The sequence below is a fragment of the Longibacter salinarum genome (genome assembly GCF_002554795.1).
Classification (GTDB): Bacteria; Bacteroidota; Rhodothermia; order Rhodothermales; family Salinibacteraceae; genus Longibacter; species Longibacter salinarum.
Genome location: NZ_PDEQ01000006.1, coordinates 369,578 through 388,157 on the forward strand (window position 1 = coordinate 369,578; position 18,580 = coordinate 388,157).

Genomic DNA, 18,580 nt, shown 5'->3' on the forward strand with positions numbered 1-18,580 from the left:
CCGACTTTTCCCTCGTGACTACTTCTTCTTCCACAACCGATGCTCCGCAGGTTGATGCGCCGTCAGGCGATGGTCAACCCGCTTCCGATTCTGCACCTGGGGTGACCGCGGATGGCATTCCGATCGGCGACAAGGAGCTGCGCCGGGAGATCAATCGTCGGCGTACGTTTGCGATCATTTCGCACCCGGATGCCGGTAAGACGACCCTGACGGAAAAGCTTCTCTACATGGGAGGAGCGATCCGTGAGGCGGGCGAAATCAAGGCGCGCAAGGCAGACCGGCACGCCAGAAGTGACTGGATGTCGATGGAGCAGGAGAGGGGCATTTCTGTGACCTCGTCCGTCATGCAGTTCCGGTACAAGGAGTTGGAGATGAACCTCCTCGACACGCCGGGGCACCGTGATTTCTCGGAGGACACCTATCGGGTGCTCACCGCCGCTGACAGCGTCATCATGGTGCTTGATAACGCAAAGGGGGTTGAGCAGCAGACGCGCAAGCTCATGGAAGTCTGTCGCATGCGCGATATGCCGGTGATCACGTTCATCAACAAGATGGACCGTCACGGCTTACCGCCACTCGACCTGCTGCAAAACATCGAAGAGTCGCTCGATCTGGAAACCGTCCCGCTTTCCTGGCCGATCGGTCAGGGGGATCGGTTCCGGGGGACGTATAACCTCCACCGCGATGAGTTGCACCTGTTTTCGCACGCGGACATGGAGGGCAATCACGAGCGTCTCCCGATCGAGTCAATCGATGATAGCCGCCTCGACGACGTGCTCGGGGACCAGGCTGAAGACCTCCGCTTCGATGTCGAGCTAATGCGCGAGGCCGGAAATGACCTCGACAAGCAAGCGTACCTTGATGGCCGCCAGACGCCGGTCTTCTTCGGAAGCGCCCTATCGAACTTCGGGGTGGGCGACATGCTGGATTCCTTCGTGGAGCTTGCTCCGACGCCGCGCCCGCGACCAACGACCACGCGAACCGTTCAGCCGGAGGAGGCAAATTTCTCCGGCGTCGTGTTCAAGATTCAAGCGAACATGGACCCGAAGCACCGTGACCGGATGGCGTTTGTGCGCGTCTGCTCTGGACGCTTCAAGCGGGGGATGAAGGTCGTGCACCAGCGTACCGGAGACGAAACGCGTCTTCAAAACGCGACCACGTTCATGGCGCAGGACCGCGCGGGCGTCGATACCGCGTACCCGGGCGACATCATCGGCATCATGAACCACGGCACGATCAAGATTGGCGATACCTTTACCGATGGGGAAGAGCTCCACTTCACCGGAGTGCCGAGTTTTGCGCCGGAGCACTTCCGAAAGGTGCACCTAGACGACCCCTTCCGGGCAAAGCATCTCAACAAAGGATTGACTCAGCTCAGCGAAGAAGGCGCCATCCAGGTCTTCCGGCCCCTTCGCGGCAACGCGTACATTCTCGGTGCGGTCGGCGCACTGCAGTTCGATGTGACTGTCGCCCGCCTCGATGATGAATACAACGTCGATGCCCACCTCTCTGGCGTGCGGTACACGTGTTGCCGATGGGTGAGTGGCCCGGCGGACGTGCTGGACGACTTCGAGGCGAAGAACATCGACAATCTGTTCCGCGACGCCGAAGGCAACCTTGCCTATCTCGGCCTCAGTCAATTCCGCCTGGACCGGACGATCGACGACTGGCCGGAGCTGAGCTTCGAGAAGACGAAAGAGCATACTGGAGAGGAAAACGACATCTGATTCCGGCGCGGGTCTACATTACACAAGAGGCCCGTTTTTCGACATATTTGATGATTTTAGACCACGGTGGCACCGTCTTATGGCGGTCCCCGTGGTTTTCTGTTTTGGGCTTCTGATGGTTAAAAGATCCTATCGGAGTATGTGCATATCGAACAACGGACGCTCGTTGACACGCCCAGGATGCGAGGTATCTCAAAGAGTGATTCTTCTGGGGGAGGGGCTGTAAAACGAAGAGATCTCCCAGTAAGGTACGTTATGGCCACGTCGGGCAACTTTTGTTTTCCTTTTGGAAATATTGCTAAAGAGTAGTTTAGGGCGATGTAAGCGATGAAAGCCATCAATTTGATTGATCCCATGAGGATACTCTCATGTACAGTAGATTCATTTATCACATTGTTGACGTTTGGAAACGTCTGGCGTATATAATATATGCGCTTATGGATTACGCACTAATAAGTATTGAGTCAAAGCAGTCGTAAGCATTGAAGCTGACGCATGAGTATCGGCTCAAAGATTCGGTTTCTCGTGGCAATGGTGTGACCGTGAGCGTGGTATCGGAGTGGGGCGAGTCCGTTTTCGTTCTACTTCGCCTGCCAATTCACTGCAAGCAAGATCATTGTTAGCAACTCCCTTGCAGGTCCAAGAGCTTTCTGCCACTGCTTCGCGATCAAATGGTGTCTATTCTAGCACGTGTTAACCTCTTTTTGTCGGCCGACAGTCGTCGGCGTCAGAGGAGGAGTCGACTTCGGCCCGGGCGACGGTCTCGACGTTGTATCCGCATAGTTGCGATGACGGCAATTCTTCTGTCGCTTCTAATCGTCGGACCGGGTGCGAGAGCGCAGTCGCCAACAGGAGGGCTCAACTCTTCAGGGTCATCGTGGGATGCGACTCCGCGGTACGGTTCGTCTACTGAGAGGACCGGTCGAGATCCCGTCAGCCTTCCGTCATGGGCCCGGTCATCTCCACGATCACCGTCGGGGCCGGCCACTGCTAGAGACAGAGGAGACAACCGTCCGGCAGATGGGCCGGGACTTCCAGATGGTCCTGAGTCGGTTCCGATTTCGGGTACGGGCCTCGCGGTTCTCGCTGTGGCCGGGGCTTCCCTGGCGTTCCGGCGCCTCCGGAATCATCCGAGTGCGACATCCGAGGACGGTCCCGCGTCTAGGTCTCTAGATTGAGGCGTTCTCGGATTCTATCGCTGCGGCGCACGTCCGCCCAGACTGTAACGCATCCGGTCGCAGCCGGCCGGGCATCAAATCCTGCGACTAGAAATCATTAGTGATCGCTATGAGCCAACGATACATACTCTTTCTTTTATCTTTCGGCCTCGTCCTGTTCTCGTTCGGCGTAGGGAACGTCGTGGCCCAGGACGGGCCTGGAGGCGTCGGGAATGACGATGGATCGGCCGGGCAGCCCATCAACAGTCTGTGGCTGGAGGCCGATCGGGACGCGTTCACAAACGGCGGGTGCTCGACGGTCGCTTCGGCAGGCGACGAGGTGCGGTGCTGGGCGAGCCAGAGCGACTACACCGAGGGCGGAGGCCAGACCACGGCGGATGTCCCAGGTGGTCTTGGTGCACCTACGCTGGACGCGACCGTGTCGGGATTCAACAACCGTCCCGGCCTTCGATTCGATCGAAGCGATGATGATGCTTTACGTCTGGAAAATCTAGCTCCATTCTCAAGTGGACAATTTGATAGTCAGCAGTTCTATCTCGTTTTTCGGACCGGGAATGACGTGATGAGTCGGCAGGTCCTGTACGATCAGGGTTCCACCAGTAGTGGTTTAAATTTATACATCGAAGGAGGAGAGTTGATCGCGGGCGCTTGGGGAGATTCGGGATCTCGGGCGCTACAAGCGACATACGGCGTGACGACCAATTCAGTCTACGTGGTCTCTGTTGAATTCTCGCGTATTGTCCGTTTCTCAGGTCTCTTTACAGAACTTCAGCTTTATGTCAACCGGACTGCGAGTGCCAGGGACCAAGATGAGGTGAGAGACCTAGGGAGTATTGCCGCGGGAAACAACGAGGTTGGCCTCGGTAATGTCGCAGGCGGGACTCAATTTGCTGGATCGAACTACACCGGGCCCGGAGGAAATGGATTTGAGGGATGGATCGGCGATTTTGCTCATTTCCAAAATGATCTCTCGCTCTTTCGTCAAAATGCTCTCTCGCTCATTCGTCACCGAATCGTGATGACGTCGTTAGCGGCTAAGTACGGGCTGTCTCTCGACGACGTTCAACTCTACGACTTCTCAGACTACAGCACTCGTGTCGCTGGCGTCGGTCGAGAGCCAGGCAGGTTCTTTGGCATTCCAGTAACGCACGAATTGGCCGGCAGCGAAGGTTTAACCCTCGACGCGACGACAAATGCGACGGGAGCTCTCTTCGTCGGCCATAATGGTGGTGCGCCCTCCATCATCTCAGAGACGGATGTCCCCAGTGTGGAAGGTCGGCTGGAGCGTGTTTGGCGCCTCCAGGATGCTTCGGCTCGACCGCAGACAGATCTCGTCTTCGATGTCTCGGGTATCGCTCTCGACAGCGATCAGGTGTTCCGTCTCTTACAGGAAACGGATGCGGGGGACGGGACCTTCCAGAGCGGCACGTCGAGGCTGGTCGGAGGGGCTTACGACCCGGTCGAGGAAACCTATACGATCGATGCAGCACAAGTTAATGGTAGCATTCCGGATGACTCGTACTTCACACTCGCGGTCGCTGAAGTTGCGCTAACGTACGATGACCCAAGCCAGACGGCGACCACGGGTGAAACCCTGACGCTCTCGGTGGATCGTCCGGAATCCGATAACATCCCCGGTGCCAATTACAGCTACAGTGTGGGTCGGGTCTCTGCCTTTGGAACGATTCAGAGCGACCTGTCCGGAACCGGTCTCAGCCTTTCGGCGAACGGCACGCTATCCGGTGTCTTGCCGCAAGACGGCACCGTCTCCGTGGAGATTATTGTAGACGCCCAGGCCGGCGCAGGAGGTCAGGCTCGAACCGTCGTGAAGGCGTCGTCCATAGGGGTGGACGGGCCTGGCGGCATTGGAGATGACGCGACAACACTACTTCGTCTCGATGCACTATCACTGATCGACTTGCAGGACGACGATCCCGTATCCGCCTGGACAGACGGGAGGACGTATGGGAACGACGCTACGCAGTCGACTGGAAATCGTCAGCCCACATATGCTCAGTACGACGGGCCGATCAGTGGGCTTCCGGCGGTCGAGTTCGTGGACGATCGTCTTGACATCTCCAACTCGACGAGCATCAATACAGGCGATGTCGATCTTCAGCGCTCCCAAACCTTTGTCGTTGAGCCGGACAATGTTAGCGACCGCCAGGTGATTTATGAAGAGGGCGGTGGTGCTCGCGGGATCAGCCTGGTGATCGACAATGGCGACCTCGTGGCTACGGCATGGAATAGACCGAATGACGCTCTGGTGGACGGCGGCGACGATGCAACGACACCTTGGGAAGCTGCCTCTGGCGGAGATGGCATTGTGTACGTCACGACGCCCATCGCGACGGGTCAAACCTACGTTGCGACAATCGCGATTGACTTCGTGGACGCGCAGTTGGATCTCATCGTGAACGGCTCGGTCGTCGGGAGTGCACCCGGCGTGGGGCGATTGTATGCACATGGCGGAGGGATTGGGCTGGGCGCGTCTCCAGACAACTACAGAGCTCGGAGTAGCGTACACTCGACCGACGATTTCTTCGAAGGACGAATCGGCGATGTCGTTTTCTCCGACGTGAACCTCAACGAGGCACAACGACGCATTCTGCACAACGCGCTCGGTGCACAGTACAGCGCGAACATTGCGTCGGCTGACGACCGCTACGACGGGGAGGCGACCGGTCACAACATCGGCGTTCTCGGCGTGGGGCGCGAGACCGCGACCGCACAGCACACCTCTGCACAGCGCGATGGGTTGCAGCTCGTCTCAACCGGCGGCCTCGACGACGGAGATTACCTGCTTTTGGGGCATGATACTCGGCAGAACGGCGTCTCCACAGCGGACGCTGTTACCGGGGGTGCCGTCGTGGCCCGCATGCTTCGAAGCTACTACGTCAGTCGAACAGAACCCTCGACGAGCGACCTCACGACGGACGTCACGTTCAATCTTCAAGAGAGCGATGTGAACGCAATGCCGGGAGACCCGTCCGGCTACCGGCTCATTCACCGTCCGGCAGGGAGCGCTCCAGGTACCCAGTGGACGGTCGACGGAACCTCCGCTACGGTAACAGGAGCAGACGTGTCGTTTGCTGCTGTGAGCTTGATTGACGGACGCGAATACACGCTGGCGACGACCAACCGCGTGATCAGTCCAATCAACGAGCCCGCGATCGTGATCAACGGAACGGCCGGCACCGCGTCAACGGGCAGGATTGGGCCGGACCGAGGATATCGGTTCATCGGCTCCCTGGTCGAAAATGCGACCGCTTCGTCGCTGACGTTTGCAGATAACTCCTACTTCCTGCAGTTTCCTGCGCCGCAGGGGACAATTTTCTACACCTGGAACGAAATGATTGACGATCCGACCCAGAGTGGTACGCAGGAAGGGTGGTGGGAGGCCGCGTCACCTTCGACCCCGCTGCCGCCCGGACGCGGCGCGCTCTTGTACGTGCTCGATGATCCGACGTATGCCGTCGATCCGTCCCTCTCAATTCACTTCCTGGACGCGCTCGATCCGGTTTCGATTGACGATGATATTGTCGTAGATAATCTGAACCTTGGATCCGAGTTTCACTTCCTTGCCAACTCGTACCCTGTTCCGTACGACCTGGACGGACTTAATACGAACGCCGATGGTGATAACGACGGGATCGCTGACTTCAAGGCCGTCGTTCAAGTATTTGATGCGACGGCAACATCCGGGGTGAACGAGCCGACGGACAATGCGGTCGGCTTCTACGTCACGAAGACGAGCGACGTAGCGCAGCCTCAACCGGATCGCGAGGTTGCTCCCGGACAAGGATTCTTCGTTGAGCGGAATGACGTAAACGGTAGTGGACGCAGTGATGCGCTGACCTTCGATCAGGCGTTTACGAGAAATCGACTCGTTGAAGCGCCAGGATTCGTCGGCTCCCTCTCGCGAACGGACGACGCTCGTCCACGGGCACGAAAGATTACGCTCGAGCTGGCGGTGCGGGATGATGATGGAACGTTGAAGTCGATGGACCGGGCTGCGTCCGTTTACTTTCGAGATGGTGCAACTCTCGAAGAGGATCAGTTCGATGCCTCGAAGCTGACGCCGATGACCGGTCGATACGCTCTTCTCGGAATTGAGGGCCCGGATCGATCCGGTAAAACGAAGATGTGGGCACAGCGCAGCTGGCCGATTCCAGAGTCTTCGATTGAGGTGCCCATGCAGTTGCATACATCCGACGTGAGCGGCACAGCATCCATCCGCGTTCATGACTGGTACCGCGTTCCGGACGACTGGTCGGCCGTGCTCGTGGACACGCGTGGCACAGCCGATCCGACCGACGATGTTGAGCACACGATGGAGCAAGGCGACGATTCTGCTTACACGTTCTCGATCGACGCGTCTGCAACCTCCAAAACGACGTCGGCCAAGGATAGGGAGCCGCAGGCTTCACCGCCCAGGTTCAGCCGTCTCGCTCCGCACAAGGTCCCGAATTCCGCCAAGTCCGGCAGTTCGGCCTCGCCGCGGTTCGTGCTGCGCGTGTATCCATCGTCGGATCCGCTCCCCGTGGAGTTGGCGAACTTCTCGGTCAAACCAGACCAGGCGAATGTGGTCGTCGAGTGGACGACCGCCTCAGAAGTGGATAACGACGGGTTTGGAATCGAGTACCGTCGGGTGAGTCGCTCGGACAGCACATCGAAGCGTGGATGGGCTGAAGCAGGATACGTCAAAGGCAACGGTACGACCGATCAGCAGAACTCGTATCGCTTCGAACTGAAGGATCTCGATTACGGGCGGCATGAAGTGCGCCTGCGCCAGGTCGATACCGGAGGTCAAACCGCGTACTCTGAGGCCAGGTCCGTGGTTGTTCGGCTTCAGGAAGTCGCAGCGATTGGGAAACCGTACCCGAATCCCGTGCGATCGCGCGCATCGATCGATGTGACGGTTCATGAGAAACAACCGGTTCGCATTGAGCTGTACGACCTGTTGGGCCGACGCGTCTCTGTCCTGCATGATCGTCCGATTCCAGCCAATCGTACCGAGACCATCTCCCTCGCTACAGATGGACTCGCGAGCGGTCAGTACTTCCTCCGCATCCGAGGCGAGGCGTTCATGGAGACGCGCCGGGTGACCATCGTCCGCTAACACGGAGTCGGCACATCCAGAGGTAACAAAAGAGCGTCGTTTCCGCGAGGAGGCGACGCTTTTTTATTGCCCGTTCGGTTCGTACGTTCAGACCACTGATCTCTCCCATTGTCACGCCGACTTATGGCCTCTCTGTCTCGCGCCTCGGGTTTCATTATCCTCGTTCTCCTTTACGCGGTGGGTGCTGCTGATCTCCACGCACAGAATACCCCCGTCCCGCCGCAGACCGATCTGCGGATGTACGATATCGTCGACGCCGTCTCTGCCGATCGTATCGAAGCCGACATTCGAACGCTCGCGGCGTTTGGGACGCGGCATACGTTAAGCGACACGACGTCGGATGAGCGAGGAATTGGCGCGGCTCGGCGATGGGTCGAGTCAGAGTTCGATCAAATCTCTGAATCGTGTGGCGGCTGCCTGGAGGTGGAGACGCAGCGCTTTGTCGTTGCGGGAGAAGACCGAATTCCTGACTCCACCGTGATCGTCAACGTCTACGCTGTCCAGCGCGGGACGACGCACCCGGATCGGTATGTGATCATGTCGGGCGACATCGACTCTCGGGCCTCCGACGTTATGAACGATTCAATCGATGCGCCCGGCGCAAACGACAACGCATCCGGTGTGGCCGGGGCTCTCGAGGCTGCGCGCGTCCTCTCAGAGTACGAGTTCGGAAGCTCCATCATCTACGCCGGACTGAGCGGGGAGGAGCAGGGACTCTTCGGCGGGGCGCACATGGCGAAAGTAGCTAAAGAGGAGGGCTGGCAGATCGCCGGTGTGCTGAACAACGATATGATCAGCAATATCGAAGGGCAGGACGGCGTGATCGATAACACCGTATACCGCGTGTTCTCCCAGTACAACATCCCACAGGATGACGACCGGTGGAGCGAACGGTATTTCGGCGGGGAAAATGACAGCCCGTCGCGGAATCTCGCTCGGTACGTTGCTCGCATGACGGATCTCTACATTCCGAATCTCGACGCGATGCTTATCTACCGGCTGGATCGCTTCGGTCGGGGCGGACACCACACGCCGTTCAATAACGAAGGCTTTCCTGCCGTCCGCATCATGGAGGCGCACGAGGATTACACCGAGCAGCATCAGGACATCCGTAATGAAAACGGCATCGATTACGGCGATACCATTGAGGAGATTTATCCCCGGTATGCGGCGAAGCTCACAGCGGCAAATGCCATCACACTCGCCGGCATCGCAGACGCGCCCCCCGCGCCGGACTCGGTCAAGATCGGGGGCGCGGTGCAACCCTCGACGACGCTGTCGTGGCAGCCGGTGGAAGCCGATAACCTGGCGGGCTACAAGATCTACTGGCGCAAAACCACCGCTCCCCGATGGGAGAACAGCCGGTTTGTCGGTGATGTGACAGAGTTCACGCTCGAAAACGTCATCATTGACAACTACCTCTTTGGCGTCGCCGCCGTCGGTGAAAGCGGAAACGAAAGTCCGGTCGTGTTTCCTACGGCGCTCCTCCGATAGGCATCGCGAGCGACACCCATCTTCGGTGGACCTGCCCGTCCGATATTGTGATGTCGGACCGGTAGGTTCACGCTTCGTCCTGTTTACCTCCTTCATCCTGTTTGCAGATCATCATGGTCGATCGACGTAAATTCCTTCAGGCATGTGGAACGCTGGGACTGTCCGGCACGCTGTTTCCCGGCGCGTTATATGCGAGCGTGAGGGAGGCATCCGCCGGATCTGGCAAAGGGTTGCAGAACGGACCGATCCGCTCGCCTATTAGCGACGGAGGCGTCGAAGTCACGGCCGAACAGGTGGAGGCGGCAGCGGAGATTGCCGGACTCGACTTCTCGAAAGAGGAGTCAACGATGATCGCGGAGGAGCTTACGTCCGCCCTGGACGGGTATGAAACGCTTCGTGAGGTCGGGCTCCCGAATTCGCAGGTGCCGGCACTGATGTTTGACCCTCGAGTCAGTGGCGCAAAGATTCCGACATCCCCTGACCCGGAAGGGGTTGACCTCAGCCTGGATTCGGTACCGCGACCCAAGAGCGAAGAGGATCTTGCGTTTGCGGGCTTGGCGAAGCTCGCTTCTCTTCTTCGGGCACAGAAAGTGTCCTCCGTCGAACTCACAGAACTCTTTCTCTCGCGCCTGCGGCAGTACGACGACACGCTCGAAGCCGTGATCACCTACACGGAGGAGCGGGCGATGGACGCCGCACGTCGCGCCGATGAAGAAATCGACGCTGGAGACTGGCGCGGACCGCTCCACGGCATTCCGTACGGTGCGAAGGACCTGCTCGCGATCGAAGGCTACCCTACGACATGGGGCGCGGAGCCATATAAGAAGCAGACGATCGACGAAACGGCGACGGTCGTCCAGAAGCTGGATGAAGCCGGTGCGGTTTGCATCGCGAAGCTGTCTCTGGGTGCGCTGGCGTGGGGCGACGTGTGGTTCGGCGGGACGACGAAGAACCCCTGGAACGTAGAGCAGGGCTCGAGCGGCTCCTCCGCGGGCCCCGGCTCCGCGGTTTCGGCCGGATGCGTTCCGTTCGCGATTGGCTCGGAAACGCTCGGCTCGATCGTTTCACCGTCCACCCGGAACGGCGTCACAGGGCATCGTCCGACGTTCGGTACGGTATCGCGGCACGGCGCGATGGCGCTCTCCTGGACGATGGACAAGTTGGGCCCAATGGCGCGATCGGCGCTGGATTGCGCGCTCGTTTACGATGCGATTCGAGGGATTGACCCTGAGGATCCGTTCTCCGTGGAGGCGCCGTTCGTGATGAACCCGAGCAGCGATGTGTCTGAACTCCGCGTCGGCTTTTTGAAGTCGGCCTTCGAGGAAGACTACGACGGGGCCGAGGCAGATCGCAAGGCATTGGCCGTCATTCGCGATCTCGCGGGCGACGTGGTCCCGGTCGAATGGCCCGAATCGCCACCCGTCGGCCCCATCCTGAAAACCCTGGAGGTCGAGGCCGCAGCCGCCTTCGACGACCTCACGCGGAACGGGCTCGACGACCAGATGGTGCGGCAGGAGCGCAATGCCTGGCCGCACGTGTTTCGGGCGGCACGACTCGTTCCGGCTGTCGAGTTTTTGCAGATGAACCGCCACCGGGCCGAGCTGATGAAACGGACGCACGCGGCGCTGAAAAATGTCGACGTTGTGGTCGCGCCCACCTACGCTGGATCCACGCTCGGCCTCACGAACCTCACGGGCCATCCGTGTGTGTGCCTGCCCAACGAATTCGCCACGGTCGAGGACGCCCCGTCCGATTCGCCGCGTCGTCAACCGAGGAGTTTCACGATCATCGGCCGGCTGTATCACGACGCCGATGTCTTGCGTCTCGCTCACGCGTATCAGGAGCGAACCGACTTCCACACCCGTCGCCCGCCGATTCAATGAGTGGGGTCGGATTCCCACGGTGTTCGGCCGTCGCCTGTCGTCGCATCTGTCCTGTTAACTTGCTTTCTCTATGCGCATCGTCAGCCTGCTTCCTGCCGCGACCGAGTGGATCGCCGCATTTGGCGGCCTCGAAGACCTCGTGGGGTGCTCGCACGAATGCAGTGGCCCGCCTGGCATAGCGGACATCCCGGTCGTCACCGAAGCTCGGTTCGATGATTCGGGCGATTCGGCAGCGATCGACCGGGCGGTACGCGACGCGCTTGAGCAGGGCCTAAGCCTCTACGATGTGGACATGGAGCGCCTGAAGGCGCTGGACCCTGACCTCATTGTTACACAAGATCAGTGCGATGTCTGTGCGGTCTCGCTGTCGCAGCTCAGGGAAGAACTGGCGACCTGGGGGAGCGGAGACGGTCCCGACATCTTCTCCCTCAAGCCGAACACGTTCAAAGACGTTCTCGATGGCGCCCTTCGACTTGGTCGAGCGATCGGGCGAACCTCAAAGGCAATGCGCGTGATTGCCGGGGGGGAGATGCGCCTCCAGCAGTTGCGATCGGCCCTTGGAGTAGATCGCCGCGTTGAGCCCGAGACCCTGCAGACGGTAGCCTGCATCGAGTGGCTTGATCCACTGATGGTCGCCGGGCACTGGATGCCCGACCTGGCTGAGCACGCGGGCGCCCGTAGCATCCTGGCCGAGAAGGGAGACGCTTCTCCGACCATCGAGTTTGACGCGCTCGTCGAAGCGGATCCCGCCGCCATCGCGATCATGCCCTGCGGCTTCTCCGTCGATCAGACGGTTGGTGATATGGAGCGACTGACCTCGCGCTCCGCGTGGAGGGATCTCCGTGCCGTCCGAAGCGGCAACGTGGCGATTTTGGATGGTAACGCGTACTTCAACCGTCCTGGCCCCCGTCTCGTGCGGAGCGCAGAGTTGCTGGCGAGCGTTGTGCATCGTCGCGACGACGTGTTGAGGCGTCCGATTCGTGATGGGGAGCGGATTTGGCTTGAAGAAATGCCTGACGGTGCGTCCTGAGCCCACAATCCTGATTACGGTGGGATCATCTTGTTTAGACATGTCGTTTGCGCCGTCCGATCCGGTCCAAGGTAGGCGTGCCCGATCCGCACGGTTGCCGTTCCGACCGGCCCCGATTCCGGCGTCGCACACCCGCGTCTGCCCGCCGGCCCCACCGTCTCGACCTTCGCGTCGACCCTGAACGTTCAGGCCGGAGCATCGTCGTGGCGCCCCGGGTTTATGCCTCTGTTTGAGGCCGTCGACCCGGATCTGCAGCGCCGCCCCCGCAATTCATCCAGCCGACCGACTGCACGACATTTTATGAAGCGATCGGAGTTCACCTACGAGTTCCCGGAAGAGCTCACCGCGGAGTATCCCGCCGAACCTCGCGACAGCTGCCGGCTCATGGTTCTGAACCGTGAGAAAGAGCGTGTCGAACACCATCATTTCCACGAGCTTCCGGACTTCTACAATCCGGGAGACGTTATTGTCGTAAACAACACGAAGGTGTATCCGGCGCGGATTTACGGGAAGAAGAAAAAGACCGGAGCAAAGATCGAGGTCTTTTTGCTTCGGGAACTGAACCCGGAGAGCCGTCTGTGGGACGTGATGGTCGATCCCGCGCGTAAGATCCGGATCGGTAATAAGCTCTGGTTCGATGACGAACTCTCGGCCGAGGTCATCGACAATACGACATCTCGGGGTCGCACCATTCGCCTGAATTTCGACGGGCGCAACGACGATCTGTACGAGAAAATCCGAGAGCTGGGCGAGACGCCGCTCCCGCCCTACATCAAGCGCGACGTGGAGTCGGAGGACGAGGATCGCTACCAGACGATTTTCGCCGAAGAGCGTGGAGCCGTTGCCGCACCGACGGCCGGGCTGCACTTTACGCCGGAGCTTATCGAGCGCCTCAAAGAGAAGGGCGTCCACATTTGCAATATCACGCTGCACGTCGGCCGTGGGACGTTCCGCCCGGTCGGTGTCGAGGACCTCACGAAGCACCGGATGGACTCCGAGGAGTTCACCATTCCCAAAGACACCGCGGATAAGGTCAACAAGGCGCTCCAGAGCGAGGAGAACTCCGTCACGGCCGTCGGTACCACCGTCGTCCGGACGCTGGAGTCCAGCCTCTCCGCCAGTCAATTGCTGAAGGCGGATCACTCATGGACGGATCTGTTCGTCTACCCGCCGTTCGAATTCAAAATCACGGAGCGGCTGATCACGAACTTCCATCGTCCCGAAAGCACGCTGCTGATGATGACATCGGCATTTGCTGGCTACGACTTCCTCTTTGAGGCGTACGAAGAGGCGTTTGAGGAGGGCTACCAGCTCTTCTCCTTCGGCGACGCGATGCTCATCGTGTAAGTTCGTCGGGCATGTTCAGAGCCTTGCTTGGAGAGGGCGTGACCTTCGGGTTGCGTCCTCTCGCTATGACAGTGATCTTCGCGCCGGTCGTTCACCAATATCTTCGATTCCATTCACCCCTGATCCCGGGCCATGTCTGAATCCGTCTCCCACGACCCCCATTCCGACAATGACGCGTCACAGGATGCAGCCGCCGACGCCTCGACTCCCGCCCCTGAACCATCGACCATGGACCGTGCGATGCAGGAGCGCCGCTCTCGCCAGACAGCCGTCGCGGGGGCTGCGGAGGGCGAGCCAGACGTCGCCGTGCTGGTCCCGGCCGCAGGATCCGGCACGCGAATGGGAGAAGGGACGCGGAAGCAGTATCGTGAGCTCGGGGGCGATCCCCTGCTGGTCTGCACGCTCCGGGTGTTCGATCAATGCGATGCCGTCGGACACATCATCGTGGCGGCTCCGGCCGAAGATGTGCGCCGCGTGAGTGATCGTCTGCAGGAGGCGGGTCTCCGAAAGCTTACAGCCGTTGTGGAAGGTGGAGCGTCGAGGCAGGGAAGCGTGCGGAATGCCCTCCGTGCCGTTCCATCGTCGGTCAACGTCGTGCTGGTTCACGATGCGGTTCGTCCGTTTATTCGTGCGCATCACGTGTCTGGCGTTGTCGACGCGGTGCGCGAGCATGGAGCGGCTTCGCTCGCGGTTCCGGTCGTGGACACGTTGCGGCGCCAGGAAGGGAAGAACTTTGGTGCCACGGTCGACCGGGACGGCCTCTATCGCATGCAGACGCCCCAGGGGTTCCGGCGCGACTGGCTGGAAACCGCCCACCGCGAGGCGCGCACGAAAGATGTACCGGCAACGGACGACGTCGAGCTCGTACAGCGGCTCGGACACAGCGTCCGAAGCGTCGAAGGCAGCGCCTACAACGTCAAAATCACGACACCAACCGATTGGTCACTGGCGACGGCAATCTGGCCGCGCTGGTGTGAGGGCGGAATGGAGGGAGAGGCGGCCTCCTCGTCACAGTAGAAGCATCCTCGTATCGATTCATGCAAATCCTTCTCTGGTATCATGCGCGTTGGTTTTGGGTATGACGTTCACCGTCTGGTTGAGGGACGGCCGCTCATTTTGGGCGGCGTGACCATTCCCCATGACCGCGGCCTTGAGGGGCACTCCGATGCCGATGCGCTCCTGCATGCGATTACAGACGCAATTCTTGGCGCAGCCGGACTTGGCGATATCGGTTCCCATTTTCCCGATACCGATGCCGAATGGAAGGACGCCGACAGCACAAAGTTGTTGGCGATGGCGATGGACGCCGTGCGCCAGGCGGGCTTCCGGATCGGAAATATCGACGCAACGGTCGTGCTCGAGCGGCCGAAACTGCGCCCGCACATTGATGACATGCGCGAGGCGATCGCAGATGCGGTCGGATGCGGAATCGACGTAGTGTCCGTGAAAGCAACGACCAACGAAGGGATGGGCTTCGTCGGGGTCGAAGAGGGAGCGGCGGCGTATGCGGTTGCCTTGCTCGTGCCGTCGGAGTAATCGTTGTTTTTGATTCTGCCGTTCGTTCCTGCTGCCGTACGACATGGAGATTTTTGCGGAGTTGTTTTCCAACTTCTTTGACTGGATGGAGGCGTTGCCCGCGATCTGGGCCTACGCCACGCTATTCATCATCGCGTACGGTGAAAACGTGCTGCCTCCGATTCCCGGCGACATGGTTGTCGTATTTGCGGGATACATGGCCGGCGTCGGCCTGCTGGATCTCTGGCTCGTGATCTTGCTCTCGACGATCGGAGGGGCGGCCGGCTTCATGTCAATGTACGGGATCGGGTACTACGTCGGGCAGCGAGCCCTGACGTCGGATAAGTACCGGTGGCTCCCCCGGACAGGAATCGAGAAGGCTCAGCGGTGGCTTCACGAATACGGGTACGGCGTCGTGGCCGCGAACCGCTTTCTGAGCGGAGCCCGTTCAGTGATTTCTCTCACCGTGGGCGCGGCGCAAATGCGCCCGATGCCTACGCTCGGCTGGTCCACATTCAGTGCGGCCGTCTGGTGTGGACTCATTTCGACGGGCGGATACTTCGTAGGCGACAACTGGCGAATGGTCGTGGAATACGTGCGGGCCTATGGGCGCGGGATGCTGATCTTGCTCACGACCATAGCTGTCATTCTCTTGATTCGCTGGTACCTCACTCGGAACCGGGATGCCTCGGAGGAGGGGCCAGGCTCGACGCAGAGCGATCATTCATCGGACGCCTCATCAACCTCTTGAATCCGGGCGTGCGCGCAGTTAAAGTATCTGCAAACGGGCGTTCTGAACACGTTCTCCACGGATCAAGGTCGGGCCGCTCGGGTATGGCAATCTTCCAGAGGCGAAACAGCGCCTTTTGACATGCTGACGTAGCTCAACTGGTAGAGCAGCTCACTTGTAATGAGCAGGTTAGCGGTTCAAGTCCGCTCGTCAGCTCAAGCGTAGCGACCTTCCGTACAAGCGACCCCGTTTCCACGATGGAAGCGGGGTCTTTTCTATTTGTATGTTTTTAGCTGGCGCTGACTACTTTATGCCCCCGTGTTCGGTTTTTGGTATGGTGGGCAAATATCCACGTGTCGTATTTAAACCGTCGAGTCATGACCCATCGCCCTTTAGGGTTTGCCAGTCAATCGGAAATCGGTGCCTGTGCGTCGATCTTGATCGTACTCATCGCGATATGGACCGCCACGCCCGAATTCGTGTATTCGCAGGATGCTTCGTTCGATACGTATCCGCGGGACTACGTCCTTCTCGTTCAACAAATCGAACGGGTTGAGGAGGAGCAGGTCGGTCGTTATTTTCGTGGGGCAAGTGAGTCAATCGAGCGAGAGGTGTACGACATCTTCATCGACCGGTTGAAAGAGCATCGGCCGACACGTGACAGTAAGGTGTCCGCAGAAGGCATTCGAGACATGGAGATCCTTGTGGGAAGATTGTTGGCGCGGGTAGAGGGGCGGCCCGAGGAGGATGTGGTGCGCACGTGGATCAGTGCCCGAATGCTCGACTTCGTATATCTGTCTCCATCGCCTGAGGCTGCTTCCACGATTGCAGACTCTACCGTCCTGCATTTTGCTGACATGCACGTCAAGAGTCGGGGGATGGATACGTATGTGTTGAGTCGCGCGTTTGACTCGCTGGATGACCCTTCGCATAAAGATCAGATTGCCGCACTTGCTGTCTGGGCGCACGCTCGGCTTACCGTGGCGTGGAGTGCAGCCATGGAGCAGGCGAAGCGAGAGTTGCGCAGTCGGAGGAATAAAACGATGGAGGACGTACGCGCCGCCGCGATGAAGTATCAACCCTTTGGACGCAACCCGGATGGATCGGTGGGGCAGATTGATGTTCGGACAGCTCAGGAGGTGCTCGAGCGATACATGGGGGCGTCCAGGTGACCGTTGCAGTCAACGTGCGAACGACTTCATAGTAGGTTCGTCGGTGCGGTCTCGCATTGCCCTTGCGAAAGCGCTTGCCGCTCCGTACCATCGGTATCCCGTTGATGGATCGACCGCTCAGTGCGGGTTGTGAGAATCCCGCGCAGCGTTCATTCGGAGTGTTTGTTTTCTTCATGCACAGCGCAAACACTTTGCTTGCTATCACGGGGGCGCTTTGATACAATCAAAGGGCTTCGAAGGGAGCAGGAAGCGCGGCGCAAAAAATCGCGCCAACGAGCGTTCTCTTCATTTGAATTTCGACCCCGGCGCGGCACCTTTTTTTAGTTGCGTACTATAACGTAAACTGAAAACAACGCCGTCGGCTTCTCGGGTTGACGACGACATACTGGGTCGGTAGCGAAGCGGCCAAACGCACCAGACTGTAAATCTGGCGTCTTAGACTTCGGAGGTTCGAATCCTCCCCGGCCCACTCAGTAGTGCTGATAGCATCAGCGGTATTTCCCTTCCGAGCGCTGAATGGCAGAGCATTGCATTCTGTGCTCGGAATTGTTCGTTAACGACGGGCGATGCATTGTTATCAGGCTGTCTGGTGGTTCACAAGCGGGAGTAGCTCAACTGGTAGAGCATCAGCCTTCCAAGCTGAGGGTCGCGGGTTCGAATCCCGTCTCCCGCTCATTCGAATGCAGGTCGTGCGTTGATTCGTCGCGGTCTGCATTCATTCGTTGCCGCTTTAGCTCAGAGGTAGAGCACTTCCATGGTAAGGAAGGGGTCCCGGGTTCGACTCCCGGAAGCGGCTCCGTTGTCCTTTGCTGCTAGCAACAGGCGGACCGGCCACGTGCCGATTCGCCGTCTGCCATGCAGGGCCGCGATCTGCGGCACGTAGGGCAAGCGCATCACCACGTAGCACGCTCCGGATGGCACCACACCGATCGGCTTTGGCCGGGCTCGGCGTGCCCCCGGGCCTCCACTCGCACTGTAGACACGACCGAGCTTAGAGGTAGTTATGGCGAAGCAGGCATTTGACCGAAGCAAGCCGCACGTCAACATTGGAACGATTGGGCACGTCGACCACGGGAAGACGACGCTCACGGCGGCGATCACGATTACGCTAGCCCGACGCGGCTTCACCGAAAAGGAGACGGCCTTCGACCAGATTGACAAGGCCCCGGAAGAGAAGGAGCGCGGCATTACGATCGCGACCTCGCACGTCGAGTACGAGACGGCTAACCGTCACTACGCTCACGTGGACTGCCCCGGCCACGCCGACTACGTCAAGAACATGGTGACGGGCGCGGCGCAGATGGACGGCGCCATTCTCGTGGTCGCCTCCACCGACGGCCCGATGCCGCAGACGCGCGAGCACATCCTGCTTGCCCGTCAGG

At 59.5% G+C, this 18,580-nt stretch carries 11 protein-coding genes and 4 tRNA genes; all 15 read left to right on the top strand.

All coding sequences use genetic code 11. The annotated features are described in order from the left end of the window. Nucleotides 1–122: 122 nt before the first annotated feature. Entirely contained in the window at nucleotides 123–1,727 is a 1,605-nt protein-coding gene (locus tag CRI94_RS13245; protein WP_218919399.1) for a peptide chain release factor 3, read from the top strand. 1,287 nt (nucleotides 1,728–3,014) lie between these two features. Then, a complete protein-coding gene (locus tag CRI94_RS13250) occupies nucleotides 3,015–8,027 on the top strand; it encodes a T9SS type A sorting domain-containing protein (protein WP_098076557.1) in 5,013 nt (1,670 codons plus the stop codon). A gap of 123 nt (nucleotides 8,028–8,150) precedes the next feature. Next, nucleotides 8,151–9,521 (top strand): M28 family peptidase, encoded by a 1,371-nt coding sequence (locus CRI94_RS13255; protein WP_098076560.1) that lies wholly within the window; start codon nucleotides 8,151–8,153, stop codon nucleotides 9,519–9,521. A 113-nt stretch (nucleotides 9,522–9,634) separates the two neighbouring features. Continuing rightward, a complete protein-coding gene (locus tag CRI94_RS13260) occupies nucleotides 9,635–11,404 on the top strand; it encodes an amidase (protein ID WP_245846192.1) in 1,770 nt (589 codons plus the stop codon). A 70-nt stretch (nucleotides 11,405–11,474) separates the two neighbouring features. Beyond that, nucleotides 11,475–12,434, top strand: coding sequence for a cobalamin-binding protein (locus CRI94_RS13265; RefSeq protein ID WP_098076563.1), 960 nt, complete (start codon nucleotides 11,475–11,477; stop codon nucleotides 12,432–12,434). Between the two features lie 300 nt (nucleotides 12,435–12,734). Then, nucleotides 12,735–13,781: a tRNA preQ1(34) S-adenosylmethionine ribosyltransferase-isomerase QueA gene (gene queA / locus CRI94_RS13270; protein WP_098076668.1), complete on the top strand. Its 1,047-nt coding sequence runs from the start codon at nucleotides 12,735–12,737 to the stop codon at nucleotides 13,779–13,781. Nucleotides 13,782–13,913: 132 nt separating this feature from the next. Next, a complete protein-coding gene (ispD, locus tag CRI94_RS13275) occupies nucleotides 13,914–14,798 on the top strand; it encodes a 2-C-methyl-D-erythritol 4-phosphate cytidylyltransferase (protein ID WP_245846193.1) in 885 nt (294 codons plus the stop codon). A gap of 42 nt (nucleotides 14,799–14,840) precedes the next feature. After that, nucleotides 14,841–15,317 carry a 2-C-methyl-D-erythritol 2,4-cyclodiphosphate synthase gene (gene ispF / locus CRI94_RS13280; RefSeq protein ID WP_098076566.1) on the top strand — a complete coding sequence of 159 codons (477 nt, stop codon included), beginning with the start codon at nucleotides 14,841–14,843 and terminating at the stop codon, nucleotides 15,315–15,317. A 43-nt stretch (nucleotides 15,318–15,360) separates the two neighbouring features. Next, the gene (locus CRI94_RS13285; protein ID WP_098076569.1) at nucleotides 15,361–16,047 is read left to right on the top strand and encodes a DedA family protein; all 687 of its coding nucleotides are present in this window, start codon (nucleotides 15,361–15,363) and stop codon (nucleotides 16,045–16,047) included. Between the two features lie 122 nt (nucleotides 16,048–16,169). After that, nucleotides 16,170–16,242: transfer RNA gene (locus tag CRI94_RS13290), tRNA-Thr, on the top strand. A 161-nt stretch (nucleotides 16,243–16,403) separates the two neighbouring features. Then, a complete protein-coding gene (locus CRI94_RS13295) occupies nucleotides 16,404–17,198 on the top strand; it encodes a hypothetical protein (RefSeq protein WP_098076572.1) in 795 nt (264 codons plus the stop codon). 387 nt (nucleotides 17,199–17,585) lie between these two features. Continuing rightward, nucleotides 17,586–17,667: transfer RNA gene (locus tag CRI94_RS13300), tRNA-Tyr, on the top strand. A gap of 131 nt (nucleotides 17,668–17,798) precedes the next feature. Next, nucleotides 17,799–17,871, top strand: a tRNA-Gly gene (locus CRI94_RS13305). A 51-nt stretch (nucleotides 17,872–17,922) separates the two neighbouring features. Next, nucleotides 17,923–17,994: transfer RNA gene (locus CRI94_RS13310), tRNA-Thr, on the top strand. Between the two features lie 207 nt (nucleotides 17,995–18,201). Continuing rightward, nucleotides 18,202–18,580 (top strand): GTP-binding protein (locus tag CRI94_RS13315; RefSeq protein ID WP_179862217.1); only part of this gene is annotated, 379 nt, incomplete at its 3' end.

Coding starts and splice junctions, on each gene's coding strand:
- CRI94_RS13285 (WP_098076569.1), top strand. CDS start 15,361: ATGGAGATTTTTGCGGAGTTGTTTTCCAACTTCTTTGACTGGATGGAG.
- CRI94_RS13265 (WP_098076563.1), top strand. CDS start 11,475: ATGCGCATCGTCAGCCTGCTTCCTGCCGCGACCGAGTGGATCGCCGCA.
- CRI94_RS13260 (WP_245846192.1), top strand. CDS start 9,635: ATGGTCGATCGACGTAAATTCCTTCAGGCATGTGGAACGCTGGGACTG.
- CRI94_RS13255 (WP_098076560.1), top strand. CDS start 8,151: ATGGCCTCTCTGTCTCGCGCCTCGGGTTTCATTATCCTCGTTCTCCTT.
- queA (WP_098076668.1), top strand. CDS start 12,735: ATGAAGCGATCGGAGTTCACCTACGAGTTCCCGGAAGAGCTCACCGCG.
- CRI94_RS13295 (WP_098076572.1), top strand. CDS start 16,404: ATGACCCATCGCCCTTTAGGGTTTGCCAGTCAATCGGAAATCGGTGCC.
- CRI94_RS13250 (WP_098076557.1), top strand. CDS start 3,015: ATGAGCCAACGATACATACTCTTTCTTTTATCTTTCGGCCTCGTCCTG.
- ispF (WP_098076566.1), top strand. CDS start 14,841: ATGCGCGTTGGTTTTGGGTATGACGTTCACCGTCTGGTTGAGGGACGG.
- ispD (WP_245846193.1), top strand. CDS start 13,914: ATGTCTGAATCCGTCTCCCACGACCCCCATTCCGACAATGACGCGTCA.